This window comes from Streptomyces sp. DS1-CR2, from assembly GCF_055760475.1.
Genome location: NZ_CM147085.1, coordinates 6,109,764 through 6,132,670, shown reverse-complemented (window position 1 = coordinate 6,132,670; position 22,907 = coordinate 6,109,764). Strand labels below are relative to the sequence as shown.

At 71.2% G+C, this 22,907-nt stretch carries 18 protein-coding genes and 1 pseudogene; 7 read left to right on the top strand and 12 right to left on the bottom strand.

Annotated features, from left to right (window positions below; genetic code table 11):
* Window positions 1-98 precede the first annotated feature (98 nt).
* The gene (gene qcrB / locus ACY0PA_RS29250; protein ID WP_473080539.1) at window positions 99-1,742 is read left to right on the top strand and encodes a cytochrome bc1 complex cytochrome b subunit; all 1,644 of its coding nucleotides are present in this window, start codon (window positions 99-101) and stop codon (window positions 1,740-1,742) included.
* A 176-nt stretch (window positions 1,743-1,918) separates the two neighbouring features.
* Here qcrB and ACY0PA_RS29245 read toward each other — a convergent pair whose 3' ends face one another.
* Both ACY0PA_RS29245 and ACY0PA_RS29240 read right to left on the bottom strand, forming a co-directional pair.
* The gene (locus ACY0PA_RS29245; RefSeq protein ID WP_473080538.1) at window positions 1,919-3,295 is read right to left on the bottom strand and encodes a hypothetical protein; all 1,377 of its coding nucleotides are present in this window, start codon (window positions 3,293-3,295) and stop codon (window positions 1,919-1,921) included.
* A 92-nt stretch (window positions 3,296-3,387) separates the two neighbouring features.
* Window positions 3,388-3,714 carry a hypothetical protein gene (locus ACY0PA_RS29240; protein WP_473080537.1) on the bottom strand — a complete coding sequence of 109 codons (327 nt, stop codon included), beginning with the start codon at window positions 3,712-3,714 and terminating at the stop codon, window positions 3,388-3,390.
* A 202-nt stretch (window positions 3,715-3,916) separates the two neighbouring features.
* Between ACY0PA_RS29240 and ACY0PA_RS29235 the strand changes: the two are divergent.
* Window positions 3,917-5,472, top strand: a pseudogene (locus tag ACY0PA_RS29235) (glycoside hydrolase family 30 protein); the annotation flags it as partial.
* Window positions 5,473-5,548: 76 nt separating this feature from the next.
* Here the strand turns inward: ACY0PA_RS29235 and cimA are convergent.
* The 6 genes from cimA to ureA form a co-directional block, all read right to left on the bottom strand.
* Window positions 5,549-7,174 (bottom strand): citramalate synthase, encoded by a 1,626-nt coding sequence (cimA, locus tag ACY0PA_RS29230; protein WP_473080536.1) that lies wholly within the window; start codon window positions 7,172-7,174, stop codon window positions 5,549-5,551.
* A gap of 294 nt (window positions 7,175-7,468) precedes the next feature.
* Window positions 7,469-8,785, bottom strand: coding sequence for an MFS transporter (locus ACY0PA_RS29225; RefSeq protein ID WP_473080535.1), 1,317 nt, complete (start codon window positions 8,783-8,785; stop codon window positions 7,469-7,471).
* Between the two features lie 117 nt (window positions 8,786-8,902).
* Window positions 8,903-9,457 (bottom strand): TetR/AcrR family transcriptional regulator, encoded by a 555-nt coding sequence (locus ACY0PA_RS29220; RefSeq protein ID WP_454405092.1) that lies wholly within the window; start codon window positions 9,455-9,457, stop codon window positions 8,903-8,905.
* Between the two features lie 76 nt (window positions 9,458-9,533).
* A complete protein-coding gene (locus ACY0PA_RS29215) occupies window positions 9,534-10,562 on the bottom strand; it encodes an agmatine deiminase family protein (RefSeq protein WP_473080534.1) in 1,029 nt (342 codons plus the stop codon).
* A gap of 10 nt (window positions 10,563-10,572) precedes the next feature.
* Window positions 10,573-12,309 carry an urease subunit alpha gene (locus tag ACY0PA_RS29210; protein ID WP_473080533.1) on the bottom strand — a complete coding sequence of 579 codons (1,737 nt, stop codon included), beginning with the start codon at window positions 12,307-12,309 and terminating at the stop codon, window positions 10,573-10,575.
* Window positions 12,306-12,995, bottom strand: a complete 690-nt coding sequence (gene ureA, locus ACY0PA_RS29205) for an urease subunit gamma (protein ID WP_473080532.1) — start codon at window positions 12,993-12,995, stop codon at window positions 12,306-12,308. Before ureA ends, ACY0PA_RS29210 begins: the two co-directional genes overlap by 4 nt.
* 157 nt (window positions 12,996-13,152) lie before the next feature.
* Between ureA and ACY0PA_RS29200 the strand changes: the two genes are divergently transcribed.
* Window positions 13,153-14,601: a cytosine permease gene (locus tag ACY0PA_RS29200; protein ID WP_473080531.1), complete on the top strand. Its 1,449-nt coding sequence runs from the start codon at window positions 13,153-13,155 to the stop codon at window positions 14,599-14,601.
* A 183-nt stretch (window positions 14,602-14,784) separates the two neighbouring features.
* Here the strand turns inward: ACY0PA_RS29200 and ACY0PA_RS29195 are convergent, their stop codons facing one another.
* A complete protein-coding gene (locus tag ACY0PA_RS29195) occupies window positions 14,785-15,873 on the bottom strand; it encodes a branched-chain amino acid aminotransferase (protein WP_473080530.1) in 1,089 nt (362 codons plus the stop codon).
* A 278-nt stretch (window positions 15,874-16,151) separates the two neighbouring features.
* Window positions 16,152-17,201, bottom strand: a complete 1,050-nt coding sequence (locus ACY0PA_RS29190) for a 3-isopropylmalate dehydrogenase (RefSeq protein WP_473080529.1) — start codon at window positions 17,199-17,201, stop codon at window positions 16,152-16,154.
* A gap of 166 nt (window positions 17,202-17,367) precedes the next feature.
* Here ACY0PA_RS29190 and ACY0PA_RS29185 point away from each other — a divergent pair, with 166 nt between their 5' ends.
* Window positions 17,368-19,002, top strand: coding sequence for a purple acid phosphatase family protein (locus tag ACY0PA_RS29185; RefSeq protein WP_473080528.1), 1,635 nt, complete (start codon window positions 17,368-17,370; stop codon window positions 19,000-19,002).
* Window positions 19,003-19,013: 11 nt separating this feature from the next.
* Here the strand turns inward: ACY0PA_RS29185 and ACY0PA_RS29180 are convergent, their stop codons facing one another.
* Complete coding sequence (locus ACY0PA_RS29180) at window positions 19,014-19,154, bottom strand: hypothetical protein (protein ID WP_356285772.1); 141 nt, start codon at window positions 19,152-19,154, stop codon at window positions 19,014-19,016.
* A 253-nt stretch (window positions 19,155-19,407) separates the two neighbouring features.
* A complete protein-coding gene (locus ACY0PA_RS29175) occupies window positions 19,408-19,944 on the bottom strand; it encodes a GNAT family N-acetyltransferase (RefSeq protein WP_473080527.1) in 537 nt (178 codons plus the stop codon).
* Between the two features lie 76 nt (window positions 19,945-20,020).
* On the opposite strand from ACY0PA_RS29175, the gene ACY0PA_RS29170 reads away from it, so the two are divergent.
* The 3 genes from ACY0PA_RS29170 to ACY0PA_RS29160 are packed head-to-tail and all read left to right on the top strand — an operon-like array spanning window position 20,021 to window position 22,865.
* On the top strand, window positions 20,021-20,821 hold the full coding sequence (locus tag ACY0PA_RS29170; RefSeq protein WP_473080526.1) for a CDP-alcohol phosphatidyltransferase family protein: 801 nt from the start codon (window positions 20,021-20,023) through the stop codon (window positions 20,819-20,821).
* Window positions 20,818-21,672 (top strand): phosphatidate cytidylyltransferase, encoded by an 855-nt coding sequence (locus ACY0PA_RS29165; RefSeq protein WP_473080525.1) that lies wholly within the window; start codon window positions 20,818-20,820, stop codon window positions 21,670-21,672. Before ACY0PA_RS29170 ends, ACY0PA_RS29165 begins: the two co-directional genes overlap by 4 nt.
* Complete coding sequence (locus ACY0PA_RS29160) at window positions 21,669-22,865, top strand: lysophospholipid acyltransferase family protein (RefSeq protein WP_473080524.1); 1,197 nt, start codon at window positions 21,669-21,671, stop codon at window positions 22,863-22,865. The genes ACY0PA_RS29165 and ACY0PA_RS29160 overlap by 4 nt, the downstream gene beginning before the upstream one ends.
* Window positions 22,866-22,907 lie beyond the last annotated feature (42 nt).

The following is a 22,907-nucleotide window of genomic DNA, read 5'->3' as shown; positions in this document are numbered from 1 at the left end:
AGCCACAAAGCTCCGCCGTGATGTCACATTCCGGCCCGTCCCTTCCGTCCAAGGGGCGAGCACCCATGCGGTGAGCGCCCAGGGGAGGAGCGAGCCTGATGTCCGAGAGGGCCGCGGAAGGCAGCACGGGGACCACGCGGGAGAGAGGGCCGACGCCGGCCGGTGAGCGCCTCGCGGACTGGGCGGACGGCCGGCTCGGCCTGCACACCCTGTCCAGGAAATACCTGCGCAAGGTCTTCCCGGACCACTGGTCGTTCCTGCTCGGCGAGGTCTGCCTCTACACGTTCGTGATCCTGGTCCTGACCGGGGTCTATCTCACCCTGTTCTTCCACCCGTCGATGAACGAGGTGGAGTACCACGGCAGCTACGTCCCCCTCAACGGGATCCGGATGTCCGAGGCGTACGCCTCCACGCTCGACATCAGCTTCGACGTGCGGGGCGGACTGCTGATCCGGCAGATTCACCACTGGGCGGCGCTGATCTTCGTCGCCGCAATGCTCCTGCACATGATGCGGCACTTCTTCACGGGCTCGTTCCGCAAACCGCGCGAGCTGAACTGGGTGTTCGGCTGGACGCTGCTCCTGCTCGGCCTGTTCGAGGGCCTGTTGGGGTACTCGCTGCCGGACGACCTGCTCTCCGGTACGGGCATGCGCTTCCTCGACGGGGCGATCCTGTCGGTGCCCGTCGTGGGGACGTATCTGTCGATGTTCCTGTTCGGCGGCGAGTTCCCGGGACACGACATCGTGGGGCGGTTCTACTCGGTGCACGTGCTGCTGTTCCCCGGCATCATGGCGGCGCTCGTGGTGACCCATCTGATCCTGGTCGTCCACCACAAGCACACGCAGTTCCCGGGTCCGGGAAAGACCGAGCGGAACGTCGTGGGGGCGCCGTTCTTCCCCGTCTACCTCGCCAAGGCCGGCGGCTTCTTCTTCCTGGTGTTCGGCGTCGTCGCGTTCCTCGCGGCCGTCGCGTCCATCAACCCCGTCTGGAACTACGGGCCTTACCGGGTCGACCAGGTGTCCACGGGAGCGCAGCCCGACTGGTATCTGGGGTTCGCGGAGGGGCTGCTGCGGGTGATGCCGGGGTGGGAGATCACGCTGTGGGGGCACACGCTGGCCCTGGGCGTGCTCGTCCCGCTGGTCGTCTTCCCCGCGGTGCTCGTCGTGATCGGCGTGTATCCGTTCCTGGAGGCCTGGGTCACGGGCGACCGGCGCGAGCACCATCTCCTGGACCGGCCGCGCAACCGGCCGGTGCGCACCGGGCTCGGGGTGGCCTGGCTGACGTTCTTCCTGGTGGCCCTGGTGGGCGGCGGCAACGATCTGTGGGCCACCCGCTTCCATGTGTCGCTGAACGCGGTCACCTGGTTCGTGCGCGTCGCCCTCGTCGTAGGCCCGGTGATCACCTTCGTCGCCACGCGGCGGATCTGCCTCGGGCTCCAGCACCGGGACCGCGAACTGGTGCTGCACGGAAGGGAGTCGGGCCGCATCAAGCGCCTCCCGCACGGCGAGTACGTGGAGATCCACGAGCCGCTCACCCAGGCGCAGCTGCACACCCTGACCGCCCACGAACAGCCCCCGGCCCTGGAGAGCGGGCCGGAGACCGACGTGAACGGCGTGCGGCGGCGCATACCCCGGGCCGAGCGGCTCCGGGTGCGTCTCTCGCGCGGCCTGAACGGAGAGGGCGCGCAGGTGCCGAAGCCGACCGCGCGGGAGTACGAGGAGGCGCGGCGCGAGCACCGGTGAGGCAGGCAGGTGGCGTCAGAACAGCACGTCGGCCAGGCCGACGCCGATGCCGATGCCGAGCGTGAAGCAGCCGTCGGACATCCGGTCGAGGGCCGCGGTCTGCTTGGCGAAGGCCTTCGTGCCTCCCCCTTTCTTGGACCAGCGGAGCGCTCAGATTTTTGGGACCAGCAGAGCGCTCAGAAGCCGCCGCCGCCGAAGTCCCCGCCTCCCCCGAAGTCGCCTCCGCCTCCGAAGTCCCCGCCGCCTCCGAAGTCCCCGAAGTCGTTCGAGTTGAAGTCCGCCCCCGAGTAGTCCCCGCCGTCATATCCGGCTCCCGCGCCGAAGTCGCCGTATCCGGAGCCGTAGTCGGCCGCGTAGGCGGGGCTCGACATCATCGAGCCGAGCACCGTGCCGAGGAGGAGCCCGGGCAGGATGCCGCCGCCGAAGTAGCCGCCCGCCCAGGGGCCGTAGGCCGGGCCCGCGTCGTAGTAGGGGCGGCGCTCCCCGTAACCCGTGTCGACCGTGCGGACCATGGGGTCGACGCCGTCCTTGAGCCGGGTCGCGTCGGCCGCGCAGACCGGGACCTCGCGCTCGGCGCCGGACGGGGGCGCCCACGGCGCGTCCGTCACGGACGGCCCGTGCCGCGGGTCGAAGAAGCAGGGCACCCGGCGCTCGGGCAGCGGCCTGCCCTCACGCCGCGCCGCCAGCAGGGACAGCGAGAACCGTCCGTCGTCCAGGGCCTCCGTCACCCCGCGCACCTCCTCGGGGCGCTGAGCGGCGGCCATGAACTGTTTCGCCTTCTCGTACGAGTCGAGCGCCCGCTCGTAGTCGGCGCGCATCGCGTCGTCGGCGCCGGGCTCGGCGGGGTGGAAGTCGAGCCGGTCCAGCTCCTCGCCGAACGCCGTGATGTCCTCGTCGACGACCACGCGGAGCTGCTCCAGGGCGGCCCGCTGCTCGTCCTCGCGCTGCCGGCGCCGCCTGCGGGACACGGCGTACGCGGCGCCGCCTCCCGCGACGACGACCGCGCCGATGCCGATCAGGGCGCCGACCGGTGCGCCGCTGTCACCGCCGCCGCCCGCACCCCACGCGGAGGGCGCGGAGCCGCTCGCGTTGCGGACGGCCGTGTCGACGAAGTCGTTGAGCTGCTTGGTGACGTTCTCGCCCTGGACGCTGGTCGTCAGATTCTTGACCGCGTCCTGGGACATGACCCGGCTGTCGGCCTTGGCGTCGAACTGCTGGCCGAGACGGATCGCGTAGACGCCGGTGACGCCGGTCTTGGTGCGCAGGTCGGTGAAGAGGTCCTGCTTGGGGAAGCCGGCGGGCAGGACGGCCACCATGACGGGCTTGTCCGCGTCCTTGATCTTCTTGGCGAGGGCGTCGGCGTCCCCGGCGGACAGCTGCGCGGAGGCGGCCGGGTCGACGTACACAGGGCTCTTCTTGAGGGCGTCGGCCACGGTCGAGACGTCGGAGGCAGCCGCCTGGGCCCCCGGTGTCACCGCCGTCATGGCACCCAGGGCGAGGAGTGAACCGGACAGGACGGATATCAGGCGCGATGCCCGACGGATGGGGCTCATACCCCGACGCTAACCCAGGAGGGATCCGGATGCCGTTTGTACCGCAAGGAGGGGCCCACCGCACTCCGTGGTGGGCCCCTCCCCGCGCCGTCTCACGCGGCGCGGTACGCCTCGGTCAGCTTCGCGGCCGAGTCCGCGTAGCGCCCGGACAGCAGCAGGTGGTCGGCGTCGGCGAACGGCTTGGCCACCGCCGGCGTGATGTCCTGTCCCACCTTCTGCTGGACGAGCAGCCGGGCCCTGCCCACGACCGCCCGGCCCGCCTCGGCCGACCCGGTCTTCTGCGCCGCGGGGGCCGCCACGGCGAGGGCCTTGAGGGTGAGCGTGCCACCGCCTGGCGGGGTCAGGATCCGCGAGACCGCGTCGTCGATCCGCTTCTCGCTGACCCGGCCGGCCTTCACCAGCAGGGCGGTTCTTCGCATGGACTTCCCTTCGGCCGGTTCGGGTACGCGCCGCAACCTCTGGGGGTGACGGGAGTCCCTGGTGAAGCTCACGACTTAGCTCACGGCGTGAGTTAACTGGCGCCCCGTGAAACCGTCAAGACTTCACGTCGGAACCGGTGCACAGCCAATTCCTGCTGGGTCACTGGGCAGTTGAGCATTCAGTTTCTGAACGCGCGCCCCCTTGACTCCCGTTCGCAGCCGTCATTTACTCACGCCTCGCACGCCCCATCTCCTCACCCCCACGAAGGGCGGCGCACCATGAGAACCTCCAGAAGAGTCCGTTCGGGCCCGCGCCGGGCGGCCCGTCTGCTCGCCGCAGGGCTGCTCACGACCGCGGGTCTGACCGGGCTCGTGGCCTCCCCCGCGCAGGCCGCGGGCGAGCCGGTCACGGCCTGGCTCACGACCACGGACGACGCCGGCGGACGCCATGTCGTCCGCGGTCTCGAACAGCAGGCCCCGTTCTCCTTCCAGGCGGGCACCGGCGGCGGTGGCGAGAACATCACCGTCGACGACACCACCCGCTACCAGACCTTCACCGGCGGCGGCGCCTCGTTCACGGACACCGCGGCCTGGCTGATGAACAGCAGCGGAGCCCTGTCACCGGCCACGCGCGACGCCACGATGCGCAAGCTGTTCTCCCCCACCGACGGCATCGGCCTGTCGTTCCTGCGCAACCCGATGGGCGGCTCCGACCTGGCCCGTTTCGGCTACACGTTCGACGACGTGCCCGCCGGACAGACCGATCCCGACCTCTCCGAGTTCTCCGTCGCCCACGACCTCGCGGACGTCCTGCCCCTCACGAAGCAGGCCCGTCAGCTCAACCCGAACGTCACCGTGATGGCCTCCCCGTGGACCGCGCCGGCCTGGATGAAGGACAGCGGACAGCTCAACGGCGGCTGGCTGAAAGCGGAGGACTACGGCACCTACGCCTCGTACTTCGTGAAGTACCTCCAGGCGTACCGGGACCAGGGCGTCCCGGTCGACTACGTCAGCGCGCAGAACGAGCCGACGTGCTGCGGTGGTTACCCCTCGATGAGCTGGAACGCCTCGGGGCTCGCCTACTTCAGCAAGAGCGAGCTGCTGCCGAAGCTCGCCGCCGCCGGTCTGAACACCAAGGTCCTCGCGCACGACTGGAACTGGGACACGTACGACGGGTACGCGGCGCAGACCGTGGACGACGCGGCGGTGCGCTCGCACCCGAACTTCGGCGGGATCGCGTGGCACGGCTACGGCGGCGACGTCGCCAAGCAGAGCACCGTCCATGACCGCTACCCCCAGCTCGACGCCTTCGGGACCGAGCACTCGGGCGGCACGTGGATCGCCGACCAGCAGCGCGAGGACATGCTCAACATCGTTGACTACAGCCGCAACTGGGCGAAGTCGGTGACCAAGTGGTCGCTCGCCGTGGACCAGAACATGGGCCCGCACAACGGCGGCTGCGGCACCTGCACGGGGCTCGTGACCGTGCACAACGGTGACGGGCGCAGCGGACAGGTCGACTACACCGTCGAGTACTACACGATGGGCCATCTGACGAAGTTCGTCCGGCCCGGCGCCCAGCGCATCGCGTCGACCGGCAGCTCGGCCGTGCCGAACGTCGCCTGGCGCAACCCGGACGGCTCCAAGGCGCTCATCGCGTACAACGGCGGCACGTCCGCGAAAACGGTGACCGTCAACTGGGGCGGGCAGCACGCCACTTACTCGCTGCCCGCGAAGACGTCGGCGACCTTCACCTGGTAGCAGACCGGCAGCCGAGGCAACGGAAAGCCGGAGGGACCGACCACGGCCCCTCCGGCGTCCGCACCTGTGCTGCCTACTCGACCGGCTCGACCCCGGCCCGCAGAAGCCCGTATGTGTAGGCGTCCTCAAGAGCGCCCCACGACGCAGCGATGACGTTCTCGGCGACGCCGACGGTGGACCACTCGCCCGCGCCGTCGCTGGTGGAGATCAGCACGCGGGTCGTGGAGGACGTGCCGTGCTTGCCCTCCAGGATGCGGACCTTGTAGTCGACGAGCTCCAGCTTGGCGAGCTGCGGGTAGATCCGCTCCAGGCCGACGCGCAGGGCGCGGTCGAGGGCGTTGACCGGGCCGTTGCCCTCGGCCGTGGCAACGATGCGCTCACCCTTGGCCCACAGCTTCACGGTCGCCTCGTTGGCGTGGCTGCCGTCGGGGCGGTCCTCGACGATGGCCCGCCACGACTCGACGCGGAAGTAGCGGCGGGCGCGGCCCTCGGCCTCCTCGCGCAGGAGGAGTTCGAAGGAGGCGTCGGCCGCCTCGTACGTGTAGCCCTCGAGCTCGCGCTCCTTGACGCGCTCGACGACGCGGCCGACGAGCTCGCGGTCGTCTGAGATGTCGACGCCGAGCTCCTTGCCCTTGAGCTCGATGGACGCGCGCCCTGCCATGTCGGAGACCAGCATGCGGATGCGGTTGCCGACGAGGTCCGGGTCGATGTGCTGGTAGAGGTCCGGGTCCACCTTGATCGCCGAGGCGTGCAGGCCCGCCTTGTGGGCGAACGCCGAAACTCCCACGTACGGCTGATGCGTGGAGGGCGTGAGGTTGACGACCTCGGCGATGGCGTGGGAGATGCGGGTCATCTCGCGCAGGGCGCCCTCGGGGAGGACCTTCTTGCCGTACTTGAGCTCCAGGGCGGCGACGACCGGGAAGAGGTTGGAGTTGCCGACGCGCTCGCCGTAGCCGTTGGCCGTGCACTGCACGTGCGTCGCGCCCGCGTCGACGGCGGCGAGGGTGTTGGCGACGGCGCAGCCCGTGTCGTCCTGGGCGTGGATGCCGAGGCGGGCCCCGGTGTCGGCGAGGACCGTGGCGGTGATCGCCTGGACCTGCGCGGGCAGCATGCCGCCGTTGGTGTCGCACAGGACGACCACGTCGGCGCCCGCCTCGTGCGCGGCCGTGACGACGGCCTTGGCGTACGTGGGGTTGGCGCGGTAGCCGTCGAAGAAGTGCTCGCAGTCGACGAAGACGCGGCGGCCCTGCTCGCGCAGGTGGGAGACGGTGTCGCGGACCATCTCCAGGTTCTCCTCGAGCGTGGTGCGCAGAGCCAGTTCGACATGGCGGTCGTGCGACTTGGCGACCAGGGTCACGACCGGGGCGCCGGACTCGACGAGCGCCTTGACCTGCGGGTCCTCGGAGGCCTTGGCGCCGGCGCGGCGGGTGGCCCCGAACGCGACGAGCTCCGCGTGCTTGAAGTCGATCTCGTGCCGGGCGCGGGCGAAGAACTCGGTGTCGCGGGGGTTGGCGCCGGGCCAGCCGCCCTCGATGAAACCCACGCCGAAGTCGTCCAGGTGCCGGGCGATGGTCAGCTTGTCCGCGACGGTCAGATTGATGCCCTCACGCTGCGCGCCGTCGCGCAGCGTGGTGTCGAAGACGTGGAAGTCGTCGTCGACGCGGGAAGCGGGGAAATGGTCGTCGGTTGCGTCCGTCATGCTGATCTGGCTCCTGTGTCGGATCTCGGTCTACCGGAATGACCGGCTCCACCGTCCCCCTATGATCCCTCGCGCTCCGGTCCTGGTGTGTGGTGGTCCAGGAAACGAAAAAACCCCTCGCGGGTGCGAGAGGTCTGCGCGCGGGTCGAGACGACGATGTCCGCCCGTACGTGGTCGTACGTGGCGGTCACTGCGGACCGGCGCGCCTGCTGCCAATAATCATGGCGAACGAGAGCACGTCGGCAGTCTGCCACAGCCCGGGCGTGGCCCGGACCGTGGTCTCACGATGTGGGCTCAGACCGCTTCGGCCGCGCGCTGCCCGGCCTCGGGCACGGCGGCCTCGACCCGGTTCAGGTCGATGTCCCTCGTCTCGCGCATCGTCAGGTAGACGATCAGCGATACGGCGGCGCACCCGGCGACGTACCAGTAGAAGCCCGATTCCAGGCCCGCGTCCTTGAACCACAGGGCCACGTACTCCGCGGTGCCGCCGAAGAGCGCGTTGGCGATGGCGTACGGGAGGGCGACGCCGAGGGCGCGGATGCCGGTCGGGAACAGCTCGGCCTTCACGCACGCGTTGATCGACGTGTAGCCGGTGACGACGACGAGGGCGAGCAGGGCGAGGCCGAGGGCCGGCCAGAAGGAGCCCGCGTGCTTGAGCATCGTCATGATCGGCACGGTCAGGAAGGTGGAGCCGACCGCGAAGGTGATCAGGAGCGGGCGGCGGCCGATCCGGTCGGACAGCTTGCCGGCGAGCGGCTGGATGCAGGCGAAGACGATCAGCGCGCAGAACGAGACGAGCGTGGCGGTCTGCTTGCTCAGCCCGGCGGAGTTGGAGAGGTACTTGGTGAGGTAGGTCGTGTATGTGTAGTACGCGACGGTGCCGCCCATCGTCAGGGCCATCACGAGGAACGCCTCGCGCTTGTGCGCCCACAGCGCCGTGAGGGTGCCCTTGCTGTCGGCGCCCGCGTCGTCGGCGGACTCCTCGTAGACGTCGGTCTCCAGCATGTTGCGCCGCAGATAGAAGATGATCGCGGCGCCGAGCGCGCCGATGATGAACGGGATGCGCCAGCCCCAGCTGTGCAGCGCGTCGTCCGACAGGGTGCGCTGGAGGACGATCTGGAGGCCGAGGCCCACGATCTGGCCCGCGGTCATGGAGACGTACTGGAAGCTGGACGCGAAGCCGCGCCGGCTCGGGTCGGACGCCTCGGTGAGGTAGGTGGCGCTGGCCGCGTACTCGCCGCCGACCGAGAGGCCCTGCAGGAGGCGGGCGACGAGCAGGACGACGGCGCCGCCGTACCCGGCGACCGCGTAGGTGGGCGCGACCGCGATGAGGACGGCGGACGCCGACATCAGCGTGACGGTCAGGGTGAGCGCCGCTTTACGGCCCTTGCGGTCACCCACCCTGCCCAGCAGCCAGCCGCCCACGGGCCGCATGAAGAAGCCGACGGCGAAGATGCCGGCCGTGTTCATCAGCTGTGCCGTCGGGTTCCCGTCGGGGAAGAAGGCCCCCGCGAAGTAGGTGGCGAAGCTCGCGTACACGAACCAGTCGAACCACTCGACCATGTTCCCGGCTGAGCCGACCAGGATCTTCTTCCATTGCTCTCGTCCCATGGGCGGCCACGGTGCCGGAATGCTTCGCTCCGTGACAAGGGTGTACCACGCAACGATCACGCGTACTTGTGTTCATAGTGTTCACGGAACGTCAGCGGATGCGGCGCGCGCGAAGGGCTACGCGGGGTTCTTGGCCAGTGCCTCGTCCAGGAACTCCCGTACATGGGACAGGATCTGGGCCCGGTCCGTGCCGCGCAGGCCGATCGCGACATGGATGGAGAAGCCGTCGAGCAGCGCCCGCAGCCGGGACGCGAACCGGTCGGGGTCGAGCGGCGGGAGCTCGCCGCGCGAGGTGCCCTCGGCGAGCAGCGCGACGAGGTCGCGGTGCCAGGCCAGCTCGATCGCGGCCTGCCGCTCGCGCGCGTCGCCGTCGGCCTCGGCGTTCTGCGAGCGGTTCCAGACCTCCAGCCACAGCGTCCAGTGCGGGTCGCCCTGGGCGTCGGGGACATACAGGTCGACGTACGCGTCGAGACGCTCGCGGACCGTGCCGCCGCCGGACAGGAGCCGCGCCCGCTCCGCGCCGAGGCGGCCCTCGCTCCACTCCAGGGTCCGCAGGAGCAGTTCGTCCTTCGAACCGAAGTAGTAGAGGAGGTGGCCGCTGCTCATGCCGACCTCGCGGCCGAGCGCGGCCATGGTGAGCTTCTCCAGGCCGCGCTCGGCGATCATCTCCATGGCCGCGGCGAGGACCTCTTCGCGCGGAGGGGCGTTCTTCCGGCGGGCCTGGGCCACGGGGACTCCTGCGGGTCTTTCAGTGTGCGGGCGTGATCTCGGGTTGCTGCTGGGTGATGCAGTGGATGCCACCGCCCCCGGCGAAGATCGTACGGGCGTCCACGAGCTGGACGGTCCTGCCCGGGAAAAGGCGGCGGAAGATCCCGGCCGCGACCTCGTCGTTCGGGTCGTCGAAGGAGCACAGGACGACGCCGTCGTTGCACAGGTAGTGGTTGATGTACGAGTAGTCGACCCAGCCCTCGTCGTCCTTGAGGACGGTCGGCGCGGGGACCTCGACGACCTCCAGAGGCCGGCCCTTGGCGTCCGTCTCGTCCTTGAGCTGCGCGATGAGCTGCCGGCTCAGCTCGTGGTCCGGGTGGGCGGGGTCCTGCTGCGAGTGGACCAGGACGACGCCGGGGGCGGCGAACGCGGCGACGATGTCGACGTGGCCGCGGGTGCCGTAGACGCCGTAGTCGCCGGTGAGGCCGCGCGGCAGCCAGATGGCCTTGGTGGTGCCGATCCGGGCGTGGATCTCCTGCTCGACCTCGGTCTTGGTGCGGCCCGGGTTGCGGTCGGGGTCGAGCTGCACGGTCTCGGTGAGGAGCACGGTGCCCTCGCCGTCGACGTGGATGCCGCCGCCCTCGTTGACGAGGAAGGAGGAGTGGACGGGGACGCCGGCGAGGTCCGCGATGTGGCGGGCCATCTTCGCGTCGTGCTCCCACACGGCCCAGTCCTGGGCGCCCCAGCCGTTGAACGTCCAGTCCACGGCGGCCAGTTGGCCGTCGCCGACGACGAACGTGGGGCCGATGTCGCGCATCCACGCGTCGTCGAGGTCGCGCTCGACGAGCTCGATGCCGTCGCCGAGGAGCGCGCGGGCCGAGTCGCTCTGGCCGGGGGCGACGATCACGGTCACCGGCTCGAAGCGGCGTACGGCGCGGGCGACGGACGCCCAGGCCTCGCGCGCCTCGGCCAGCTCCTCGTCGTTGGTGAAGGTCGGGTTGGGGCTCGGCCAGGCCATCCAGGTGCGCTCGTGCGGGGCCCACTCGGGGGGCATGTGGAAGCTGCTCATGAGCGGGTCCTCACAGGAAGTAGAGACGGTTCAGGGAGACGGAGTCGGCCGGTTCGGAGCGGACCGGGTCGCCGTCGAGCGTGACGAGTCCGGTGGCCTGGTCGACGTCGATGGAGCCGGTGCGCGAGTTGAGGCGCAGGTCGGCGGGGCCGATGCCGCGGGTGCCGCGGACGGCGACGCGGCGGCGGCGGGTGGGCATCTTGTCGTTTCCCTGGTCGAGGGCGGCCTGGGCCACGAAGGCCACGGAGATGTCCGCCGCGGTCGCGCCGTGCGCCCCGAACTGCGGCCCCAGGACGAGGGGTTCGCAGGTGTCGGTGGCCGCGTTCGGGTCGCCGACGACGCCGTACGCGGGGAAGCCGGACTTGAGGACGAGCTGCGGCTTCGCACCGAAGAACTCGGGGCGCCACAGCACGATGTCGGCGAGCTTGCCGGCCTCGATGGAGCCGACCTCGTGGGAGAGGCCGTGCGCGATGGCGGGGTTGATGGTCAGCTTCGCCATGTAGCGCAGGACGCGCGCGTTGTCGTCGTCCGTGTCGGGGAATCCGTCGAGCGGGCCGAGTTCGGCCTTCATCTTCCCGGCCATGGCGAAGGTCCTGCGCACGGTCTCACCGGCGCGGCCCATGCCCTGCGCGTCCGACGACGTGATGCCGATGGCGCCCAGGTCGTGCAGAACGTCCTCGGCGCCCATCGTGCCTGCGCGGATCCGGTCGCGGGCCATGGCGGCGTCGCCCGGCAGGTCGGTCTTCAGGTCGTGGACCGAGACGATCATGCCGTAGTGCTCGGCGACGGCGTCGCGGCCGAAGGGCAGCGTGGGGTTGGTGGACGACCCGATGACGTTCGGGACGCCCGCCATCTTCAGGACGTTCGGTACGTGTCCGCCGCCGCAGCCCTCGATGTGGAAGGCGTGGATGGTGCGGCCGTCGAGGACCCTGAGGGTGTCCTCGACGGACAGGCACTCGTTCAGGCCGTCGCTGTGCAGGGCGACCTGGACGTCGTGCTCCTCGGCGACGCGCAGCGCGGTGTCGAGGGCGCGGGTGTGGGCGCCCATGTCCTCGTGCACCTTGAAGCCGGACGCGCCGCCCTCGGCCAGCGCCTCGATCAGCGGGGCGTCGTGCGAGGACGAACCCCGGCCGAGGAAGCCGATGTTGACGGGCCAGGCGTCGAAGGCGTTGAACGCGTGGCGCAGCGCCCAGGGCGAGTTGACGCCGACGCCCCACACGGGCCCGAACTCCTGGCCGATGATCGTGGTCACGCCGGAGGCGAGCGAGGCCTCCATGATGCGCGGCGACAGCAGGTGTACGTGGGTGTCGACGGCGCCCGCGGTGGCGATGAGGCCCTCGCCCGACACGATGGACGTGCCGGTGCCGACGACGACATCGACCCCGTCGAGGGTGTCGGGGTTTCCGGCGCGCCCTATGGCGTGAATCCGGCCCTCGCGGATGCCGATGGAGACCTTCCTGATCCCCTGCACGGCGTCGATCACGAGGACGTTGCTGATCACGACGTCGCAGGTCTCGCGGACGGCCGCGGCCTTGAGGTGCAGTCCGTCGCGGGCGGTCTTGCCGAACCCGGCGAGGAACTCGTCGCCGTACAACTGCGCGTCGGACTCGACGCGGACGGTCAGGCCCGAGTCGCCGAGGCGGACGCGGTCACCGGCGCGCGGGCCGTGCGTGGCGGCGTACGCGTGGGGGTCGATGTGCCGGCTGCCCGGTGCGCAGTGGTCGCTGTGCTTGGTGGGCCTGCTCATGCGCCCGTTCCCTTCACTCCCAGATATCCGCAGGCGGCTGCCCTGCGCAGGGCCTCCTCCTTGGCGCCCGGCGCGTCCAGCGGGCCGTCGACGAGCCCGGCGAAGCCGATCGCGACGCGCGCGCCGCCGATGGGCACGAGGCCCACCTCGGCGCTCTCCCCCGGCCCGAACCGCACCGAGGAGCCGGCGGGGACGGCGAGCCGCATGCCGTACGCGGCCGCGCGGTCGAAGTCGAGCCGCGGGTTGGCCTCGAAGAAGTGGAAGTGGGAGGTGACGGAGACGGGGACGCTCGACGTGTTGGTCGCCGTGAGCGTCACCGTGGCCGGCGGGTCGCGGTGCTCGGGGCCCGGGAGCAGCGCGCCCGGCGCCTCGTCGCCCAGCGACGAGCCGATCGGGTCGCTGACCACGGCGAGCCGGGACCCGTCGTCGAAGACGGCCTCGACGTGTACCTCCGTCACGACGTCACTGACGCCGGGGAGCACATCGTCGGGGCCTAGGACGGAGCGCGCCGCCTCGATGGCCTCGGCGAGCCGCCGGCCGTCCCTGGCCGCCTCGCACACCGTGTCCGCGATCAGGGCCGTCGCCTCGGGGACATTGAGCCGCAGGCCCCGCCTCTTCCGGGCCCTGGCCAGCTCGGCGGCCCCGAACAGCAGCAGCCGATCACGTTCCGTGGGGGTCAGACGCACGCCACCACACCTCCCGTACAGGTTTAGAACTTCACTCTAATCATACGATTCACAACTCGGAAACATTGACGTGTCACATTGCGATGGGACACATTGAACGCTGCTCTAAAGCACTCGATGTGACCGATGCAACGACGCAAAGATCAGGGATCCCCCCATGGCGATAGAACAGCGCGGTGTAGACACCATCCCCGATGAGGAACGCACGAGCGGTCCCCGGGACATCGTCTCGATCCTCCTCGGCTCGAACCTCTGCCTCGGGGTGATCATCTTCGGCTGGCTGCCCGTGTCGTTCGGACTCGGCTGGTGGGCCTCGGTCACCTCGGTGATCGCGGGCACGCTCCTAGGCACCGCACTCACCGCCCCGCTCGCCCTGGTCTCCCTGCGCACCGGCACGAACCTGTCGACGTCGTCGGGCGCCCAGTTCGGCGTCCGCGGGCGGCTCGTCGGCTCGGTCGTCGGCCTGCTCCTGTCGCTCGGCTACACCGCGCTGACCGTGTGGATCGGCGGCGACGCGATGACGGGCGTCCTGCACCGCCTGTTCGGCGTGCCCGAGTCGGGCCTCACCTACGGCATCGTCTACGCGCTCCTGGCCGCCGCCACCGTGATCGGCGCGGTCTACGGCTACCGCGTCCTGCTGCGCCTGTCCCGCGTCCTGGCCGTGGGCATGACCGCGCTCCTGGCTCTCGGCGTCGTCGCGTACGCCCCGCACTTCACCACGGCGCCGCTGCCGGACGCGGGCGGCTACCTCCTCGGCTCGTTCTGGCCGACCTGGCTGCTCGCCCTCGTCGCCGCCGGCCTGTCGGGCCCCATCGCCTTCATCACGCTCCTCGGCGACTACACGCGCTACGTGTCCCCGGCCCGCCACTCGCAGCGCAGCGTCCTGCGCGCCACCTGGCTCGGCCTGATCGTCGGCCTGCTCACGCCCCAGCTGTTCGGCACGTTCACCGCGTACGCGGCGCGCGCCGCCCTCGACTACGCGGGCTCGCTCGTCTCCGCCTCGCCCACCTGGTACCTGATCCCGCTGCTGCTCGCCGCCTCCGCGGGCTCGGTCGGCAACGCGGGCCTGATGCTCTACTCCATGGGCCTCGACCTGGACGCGATCCTGCCCCGCGCCTCCCGCACGGCGGCGACCTACGCGGTCGCGGCCGTCGCCACGGTCTGCGTCTTCGTCGGCCACTTCGCGTGGGCGGCGCAGGACGCCATGACGTCGTTCGTCCTGCTCCTCACCGCGATCGGCACCCCCTGGGCCGTGATCACCCTGATCGGCTTCGTCCGCTGCCGCGGCGTCTACGACGCGGACGCGCTCCAGGTCTTCAACCGGCGCTCGCGCGGCGGCGTCTACTGGTACCGGGGCGGCTGGAACCCCCGCGCCACCGTCTCCTGGGCCCTGGGCGCGTTCGTCGGACTGCTCGCGGTGTCCCTGCCGTCGTACGAGGGCCCGCTGCTCTCGCTGACGGGCGGCGTGGACTGCAGCTTCCTGCTGTCGGGCCTGGTCGGCGGGGCGGCCTACCTGGCGCTGACGGCCCGTGAGGTGCGCTCGGTACGCGTCAGGGCCGCCGCGGACACTAAGTCCGAGGCGGCCCTGGTCACGAGCGGTGAGTGACGACCCGGCCGGCGAGGGGTCCTAGGGTCTTTCGTTCGGATCAGGCTGGATCAGGGAGCGGGGTCTGGTGCGTGCAGCTGCAAGGCGGAGGATTGAGGCGACGCGGAGCGTCGGTGATTGACGACAACGCCGCAGATGTGCGTGCCGGACCCCGCGAGCCCAGCCTGATCCAAACGAGAGGCCCTAGCCGAGCTGGTGCATCCAGCCGTGCTTGTCCACGCTCGTGCCGCGCTGGATGTCGAGCAGCGCCTCGCGCAGCTTCAGCGTGACCTCGCCGGGCTCGCCGCCCGACTGGGTCCACTGGCCGCCGGCGCGCTTGACGGTGCCGACCGGAGTGATGACCGCCGCGGTGCCGCAGGCGAAGACCTCGGTGAGCGTGCCGTTCTCGGAGTCGGCCTGCCACTGGTCGATGGAGACGCGGCCCTCGACGGACTCGTAACCCAGGTCGCGGGCGACCGACAGGAGCGAGTCACGGGTGACGCCCGCGAGGAGCGAACCGGTCAGCTCGGGGGTGACGATCTTGTCTCCGTACACGAAGTACAGGTTCATGCCGCCGAGTTCCTCGACCCACTTGTGCTCGACGGCGTCGAGGTAGGCGACCTGGTCGCAGCCCTGGGCCGCGGCCTCGGCCTGGGCGAGCAGGGACGCCGCGTAGTTGCCGCCGGTCTTGGCGTCGCCCATGCCGCCGGGAACGGCGCGCACGCGGTCCTCGGACAGCCAGATCGACACGGGCTTGACGCCACCGGCGAAGTAGGCGCCCGCGGGCGAGGCGATCACGATGAAGAGGTACTCGTTGGCGGGCTTCACGCCCAGGCCGACCTCGGTCGCGATCATGAAGGGGCGCAGATAGAGGGACTCCTCGCCGCCGTGCGCCGGGACCCATGCGATGTCCTGCCTGACCAGCGCGTCGCACGCCTCGATGAACGTCTCGACCGGCAGCTCGGGCATGGCGAGGCGGCGCGCCGAGGCCTGGAAGCGCTTGGCGTTCATCTCGGGGCGGAAGGTGGCGACGGTGCCGTCGGGCTGGCGGTAGGCCTTGAGGCCCTCGAAGATCTCCTGCGCGTAGTGCAGGACGTTCGTCGCGGGGTCGAGGGAGAGCGGTCCGTAGGGCACGAGCTGCCCGTCGTGCCAGCCGCGGCCCTCGGTCCACCGGATCGTCACCATGTGGTCGGTGAAGTGGCGGCCGAATCCCGGGTTGGCCAGGATCGCCTCGCGCTCCGCGCCGGACAGCGGGGTCGAGGAGGGCTTGAGCTCGATCGTGGGCGTCGTCATGGTTGCGTGTCCTTCACCGGTTGTGTGTGACGGACCGCTGTCACGCTCGCGCAGCTGGAAGCACGAACTTCCCGACTACTTGGTCGTCCGAGCTTTCGCGTTCAACGCGGCCCCACGTCCGATTATCGCTCGTGGGGTCCGATGGACGAAAACGCCCGGTACGGGTACAGCGTGAGGTGCGGCCCAGGGGTTGATGGTGGCACCCGGGGACCGCAAAGGTGAAGCCGCCGGGTGCGGATGCGACCCGGCGGCTCCTTAAGTGCATGAAGAGCGGCGGGTCAGCCGGCTACTCGTCCGGCGAGCGCGTCGCCGATCTCGTCGGTCGACCGCGCGGTGGTGCCGCGCTCGGCCAGGTCGGCGGAGACGGCGTCCTCGATGCGGGCGGCCTCGGCCTCGTAACCGAGGTGACGCAGCAGGAGCGCCACGGACAGGACCGTGGCCGTGGGGTCGGCCTTGGCCTGGCCGGCGATGTCGGGGGCCGAGCCGTGGACCGGCTCGAACATCGACGGGAACTCGCGGGACGGGTTGATGTTCCCGGAGGCCGCGACGCCGATGCCGCCGGAGACGGCAGCGGCGAGGTCGGTGATGATGTCGCCGAAGAGGTTGTCGGTGACGATCACGTCGAAGCGCTCGGGGTCGGTGACGAGGAAGATCGTCGCCGCGTCCACGTGCAGGTAGTCGGTGGTGACCTCGGGGAACTCGGCGGCCACCTTGTTGAAGATGTTCGTCCAGAGGTGGCCCGCGAAGGACAGCACGTTGTTCTTGTGGACCAGCGTGAGCTTCTTGCGGGGGCGGGCCTGGGCGCGGGCGAAGGCGTCACGGACCACGCGCTCGACACCGAACGCCGTGTTGACGGAGACCTCGGTGGCGACCTCGTGCGGGGTGCCGGTGCGGATCGAGCCGCCGTTGCCCGTGTACGGGCCCTCGGTGCCCTCGCGGACCACGATGAAGTCGATCTCCGGCTGGCCCTTGAGGGGCGTCGCCACACCCGGGAGCAGCTTGCTCGGGCGGAGGTTGACGTGGTGGTCGAAGAGGAAGCGGAGCTTGAGCAGGAAGCCGCGCTCGAGGACGCCGGACGGGACCGAGGGGTCACCGATCGCGCCGAGCAGGATGGCGTCGTGCTGCTTGAGCGCCTCGACATCGGCGTCGGTGAGGGTCTCACCGGTCGCGTGGTAGCGCTTGGCACCGAAGTCGTATTCCTTGGTCTCCAGCTTCACATCCTGCGGGAGGACGGCGCCGAGGACCTTGAGCCCCTGGGCCACGACCTCCTGGCCGATGCCGTCACCGGGGATCACTGCGAGATTGAGGATGCGAGAGCTAGCCGACATACGGGCACCCTACTTCGGCGTCCCATGGGATGACACTCGGTGTCCGCCATTCGGACATGCGCCGTGCGGTCCGTCGGGCGCTCCGCCCTACGGGTCGCCGCGCGGCCGATTTCTGTTCACCCGCAGGTATGGCCCTCGTTGGTTGGTGCTGGGAAGTTTTCTTCCCATGACTGTGCCTTCCAGGGGGACACCCCCCGGACCCCTCACTCCGAACGTCGGCATTCCCGAGCAGCTGGCCCGCCGCCTGAGCATGCCGGAGCAGCACGAGTACCTGCGGGCCCGGTTCAGCAGGCGGCGCGCGCTGACCGGGACCGCGGCGAGCGTGGGCGGCCTGACCCTGCTGGGCGGCTCGTCCTCCTCGGCGTACGCGGCGCCTTCCGCTGCCGCCGCCTCGGCCGCCACTCCCGTCCGCTCGGCGGCCGTGCAGGTCGACGGTTCCCTCGTCGCGCCCTTCGCCCGCCATCTCGCCTTCGGCGCCGACCCGAAGACGCAGATGCGGATCTCCTGGCAGGTGCCGTTCGCGGTGCGCAAGCCGTTCGTACGGGTGGGCCTGAAGCCCTGGGACCTCAGCCGGAAGATCGAGGCGGAGGTGCGCGCGCTGCACACCCCGAGCCTGTCGAAGAAGCTCCCGGCGGTCGAGCAGCACTATCTGCACGCGGCCCTGGACGGCCTGACCCCCGGGGCGACGTACTACTACGGAGTGGGCCACGACGGTTTCGATCCGGCGTCCGCGGAGCGCATCGCGACGATCGGTTCCTTCCGCACGGCTCCGGCGAAGGCGGAGAAGTTCGTCTTCACGGCCTTCGGTGACCAGGGCGTCAGCTATGACGCGCTCGCCAACGACCAGCTGATCCTGGGCCAGAACCCCTCGTTCCATCTGCACGCGGGCGACATCTGCTACGCCGACAGCAGCGGGCACGGCAAGGAGTCGGACACGTACGACGCGCGCGTGTGGGACCAGTTCCTCGCGCAGACCGAGTCGGTCGCGAAGTCGGTGCCGTGGATGGTGACGACCGGCAACCACGACATGGAGGCCTGGTACTCCCCCAACGGGTACGGCGGCCAGTCGGCCCGCTGGACACTGCCGGACAACGGCCCGGACCCGCGGAACGCGCCGGGCGTCTACTCCTTCGTGTACGGGAATGTGGGCGTCGTCGCGCTCGACGCGAACGACGTCTCGTACGAGATCCCCGCGAACAAGGGCTACACGGACGGTAAGCAGACCGCGTGGCTGGCCGAACGGCTAGGTGAGCTGCGCGCGCGCAAGGACATCGACTTCGTGGTGGTCTTCTTCCACCACTGCGCGTACTCGACGTCGACGCATGCCTCCGACGGCGGGGTGCGCGCCGCATGGCTGCCGCTGTTCGCCGAGCACCAGGTGGACCTGGTGATCAACGGGCACAACCACGTGTACGAGCGCACGGACGCCATCAAGGACGGAGAGGTGGGCAAGCCGGTGCCGGTCGGCGCGTCGACCGATCCGACGCGCGACGGCATCGTGTACGTCACCGCGGGCGGCGCCGGCAAGGACCTCTACGCGTTCGGCCTCGGGGTCAAGGACAGCTACGAGGGCCATGTCCAGGACCGCGAGTCGATCGTGACGTTCCACTGGACGAAGTCACGCCTGCCGGACCCGGACACCGTGGAGTGGTCGCGGGTGCGGTACACCGGCTTCTCTTTCCTCGCGGTGGAGGCGGAGACCGGCGGGGCGGGCGTGACCCCGAGGCTGAAGGTCTCCGCGCTGGCCGAGAGCGGCGAGCGCATCGACTACTTCGAGATCAGGCGGGGCGCGCAGCCGTAGGGGCGCGGGCCCTAACGGGACTCGTGCCCCGTCTCGCCGCCGTTGTCCCTGCGGTCGAGGGCTCGCTGCAGGGCGGCGGCGGCGTTCTTGCGGTCTGAATCGGACGGCGATGCGTGACGGACTCGGCGGCGGACGGGCGTCGCTGTGGCCATGAGAGATCGACTCCTTGAGATCACGGGGGATTTCGAGGCGCCGGAAGAGGCGGGGAGCCCGGAGCGACAGGGATTGCCTGCCTTCTGCTCAGCTCACGACCGCCATTCGCTGGATCGAGCGAGACGTTCGGCTCCTACAAAGCTAAGCGAGGAGCCTGCTTCTGTCTCCACAATTACTCGGACTTCCTACTATCTGAGACGGGAGTCACGGAGACGGGTCGCTTCGCGCGGGGCCGGCCGGCGCTCCCCCTGGTCAGAGAATGTCGCCGCCCCGCCAGTCGAAGAGGAGCGTGTGGGCCGGGTCGAGTACGGCGCTGACGCGGCGCAGGTACGGCGCGCTCTCGTCGTCCGGCAGCCGCACCGGCCCGTCGGGGCCGTACGCGGCGAAGTCGCCCTGCCACTGTTCCCAGCCGCGCGCCCGGTAGAGCCCGGCCCCGTCGGCGGACGCCGACAGCGCGCCCAGGTCGTAGGCCGCGTCGATCACCCGCTCCAGAGCCGCCATGACCTGCCCGCCCAGGCCACTCCTGCGCGCGTCGGCGCGGACGGCGACGCCCTCGACGTAGCCGGTGCGCAGCGAGCGGCCCGCGTGCGCGGCCCTGCGCTGCACGACGGAGCCGTGCGCGACGAGGCCGCCGGCGCTGTCGCGCACGAGAGCGTGCACGCCGCCGACGGTGTGGTCCCAGTCGTCGTCACTGAAGCCGCCGTCGAAGGCGTCGTCCAACAGGGCGCGCACGGACCGGAGTTCAGCTCGGGTGAGGTCGGCGGTGTGTGCGGTGCTCAGCGTGGTCACCGTGACACCGTACTCACGCGCTATTTGAGTACGCGCGCCGATTTCACGCCGCGTGCGCGACGGCACAGTCGTCCTCATGAACGGCCTCTACGCTCTCAAGCCCTGGTACGCGGACCGGCTCTCCGGCCTGCGCCGCGCGCTCGCCGCCCGGCAGGTCTCGCCCGACACCCTGACGGCGGCCGGTGTCGTGTGCGCCGCCGGCGCGGCGGCCGCGCTCGCCTGGCTGCCGGCGCCGCTGGCCGCGCCGCCGGTGGCGGTGCTGCTCGCGGCGCGGCTCGCCTTCGCGAACCTGGACGGCGCGCTCGCCCGCGACACCGGCCGCACGACGCGTCGCGGCGCTCTCCTCAACGAGCTGGGTGACCGCGTGGCCGACCTGCTCGTCATCGCGGGCTTCCTGCCGCTGGCCCCGCTGTGGCTGGTGGCCGCGGCGGCCCTCGCGGCGACGCTCCCTTCGTGGGTCTCCCTGGCGGGCGCGGCGGCGGGTGCGCCCCGGCGCAACGGCGGCCCGGTCGGCAAGACGGAGCGCTGCCTCCTCGCGGTCGTGGCCGCGGCCTCGGGCTGGGCGGTCCCTGTGCTCGCGGTCGTCGCGGCGGGGTCCGCGGTGACGGCGGTGGTGCGGGGAGTGCGGGTGTGGAGGGAACTTGGGCAGCCCGATACGGCTGTGGCGATTGAGAAGCCTGTGGTGCCGGTGCCGGTGCCAGCGCCGGTGCCGACGCCCGTGGCGGAGCCCTCGGGCCCTGCCACCACCCGTCGCCGCCCGCCCCCGAAGCCCGATCAAGGCCTCCCCCTCGACCCCGGCGAAGTGTCCGGCGGCATCACCCACACCCGCCCGCAGTCCCCCGCGGACCGCGGCACGCAGCTGCGGGGCACCCGATGAGCGCCGTGTTCGTCGCCGGTGAGGTGGCCGGGCGGGCCGTGCCGGTCGTGGCCGGGGTCCTCGGGGCCGGTGGTGTCGCCGTCGCCTCGCTGCCGTCCCGGGTACGGATACGGACCGAGCTGCGCAGGCGCTGGCGGACCTGGGCGCTGTCCGCGCCGCTGTTCATCGGCGCCTTCTGCGTGGGCCGCGCGGGCGCGTTCGTGCTCGCGGCCGGGCTCGGCGTGGTCGCGGTGGCAGAGTACGCGCGGATGGCGGGCCTGCCCCGCGCCGAGCGGGCCGTACTGGTGGCCGCGGCCATTGCCGTGCCTGGCGCGGCACTTGCGGGGCCCGACCCCCGTACGACCGGGGCACTTCTCGTACTCGCCGTGCTCGCGGCGGTCTGCGCGGGCGATGCCGAACAGGGCTTCACGCGCGCGTCCCGCACGCTCTTCGGTCTCCTGTGGATCCCGGTGTCGCTGAGCGGCCTGGTGCTGCTCGGCGGCACGGCGCTCGCGGTCGGGGTCGCGGTGGCGTTCGGTGACGTGGGCGCGTGGTGCGGCGGTACCGCGCTCGGCCGGCGGGGGCCGCTCTCGCGCCGCCTCTCGCCGCTGTCCCCGAACAAGACATGGGCCGGCGTGGTGGGCGCCGCCGCCGCAACTGCCGCCGCACTTACGGCAGTCGGCGCGTTCACGCCGGTCCTGTGGGCCGCCGTGCTGGCCGGCTGCGTCCTCGGTGATCTCGTCGAGTCGATGGTGAAGCGCGAGGCGGGCGTGAAGGACGCGGGCAGTTGGCTGCCGGGGTTCGGCGGGCTCCTCGACCGTGTCGACTCGCTCCTCGTGGCCCTGCTTCTCGTGATGGTGGTGACCCTGTGAGGACGACCGTGACCGCTCCGGCCCGTGTGCGCCCGGCCCGTACGGCCGCCCGGCTTCGCCACGCCCTGTGGTGGCTCGTCCTCACCCTCACCGGCGGTGTGGAGCGCCGGGGCCGGCTCCCACGCGGCGGCTGTGTCGTGGTCGCCAACCACAGTTCGCACGCCGACACCGCCGCGCTGCTCGCCGCGCTCGACGCGTCCCACGCGCCGGCGATCGGCGCGGCGGCCGACTACTGGTTCGCCTCGCCCTGGCGCAGCCGGATCTGCAGCCGCCTCGCCGCCGGGTTCCCGGTGCGGCGCTCCGGCGGGGGCCTGGACGACCTGCTCGGCATGGCGGACACGCTGCGCGCGGGCCACGCCGTCGTCCTCTTCCCCGAGGGCACGCGCGCGCGTGCGGGTGAGCTGGGCTCGTTCCACCGGGGCGCGCTGGTCCTGGCGCAGCACGCGCGCGTGCCGGTCGTGCCGGTCGGTATCGCGGGCACGGACCGGCTCCTGCCCAAGCACGGCAGGCTGCGCCCGTCCCTGGTCCGGGTGCGGATCGGCGAACCGCTCCCGTCCACGGCGACACCGGAGGAGGCCCGTATCGCGGTGGCCGCCCTTCATGCCCGTACGGTCGCGGAGCCGCTGCGGGACTCCCGCGTCCGCAAGGTCCTGGCCCGCGTGATCAGCGCGCGGCCCGGGCTGCTCCTGGCGTTCGCGTGGGCGTGCGCGGAGGCGCTGAGCTGGCCGCTGATGCCGGAGCTGTTCCTCGCCGTGGCGTGCGTGGCGGTGCCGCGCCGGGCCCTGAAGCTGTCCGTCACGGCGCTCGCGGGCAGCCTCGCGGGCGGCCTGCTCGCGCTCCAACTGGCGTCCGCGGGCGTCTCGTTGCCCGCACCCCTGACGACGGACCGGATGCGGGCGGAGGTCCGTCACGAACTGTCCGTCGAGGGCGCGTCGGCGGTACGCCACCAGCCCTGGAACGGCATCCCGTTCAAGGTCTACGGGAAGGAGGCGGGCCGCAAGGACGTCCCCGTCACGCACTGGCTGACCGAGTCGGCACGCGCGCGCGGCGCCCGCACACTCACCGTGGGCCTGGCGTTCGGCGCCTTCGGCTTCCTGGTGCACCGGCTCCGCAGGCTCTACGGGCTCTACCTGGGCCTGCTGTGCGGCGGCTTCGCGGCCGGTCTCTCGCTCATCGTGGCGGGCTGGAGCTGACGCGGACCGTCACAGCGGACGCGGGCCGTCACAGAGGGGCGC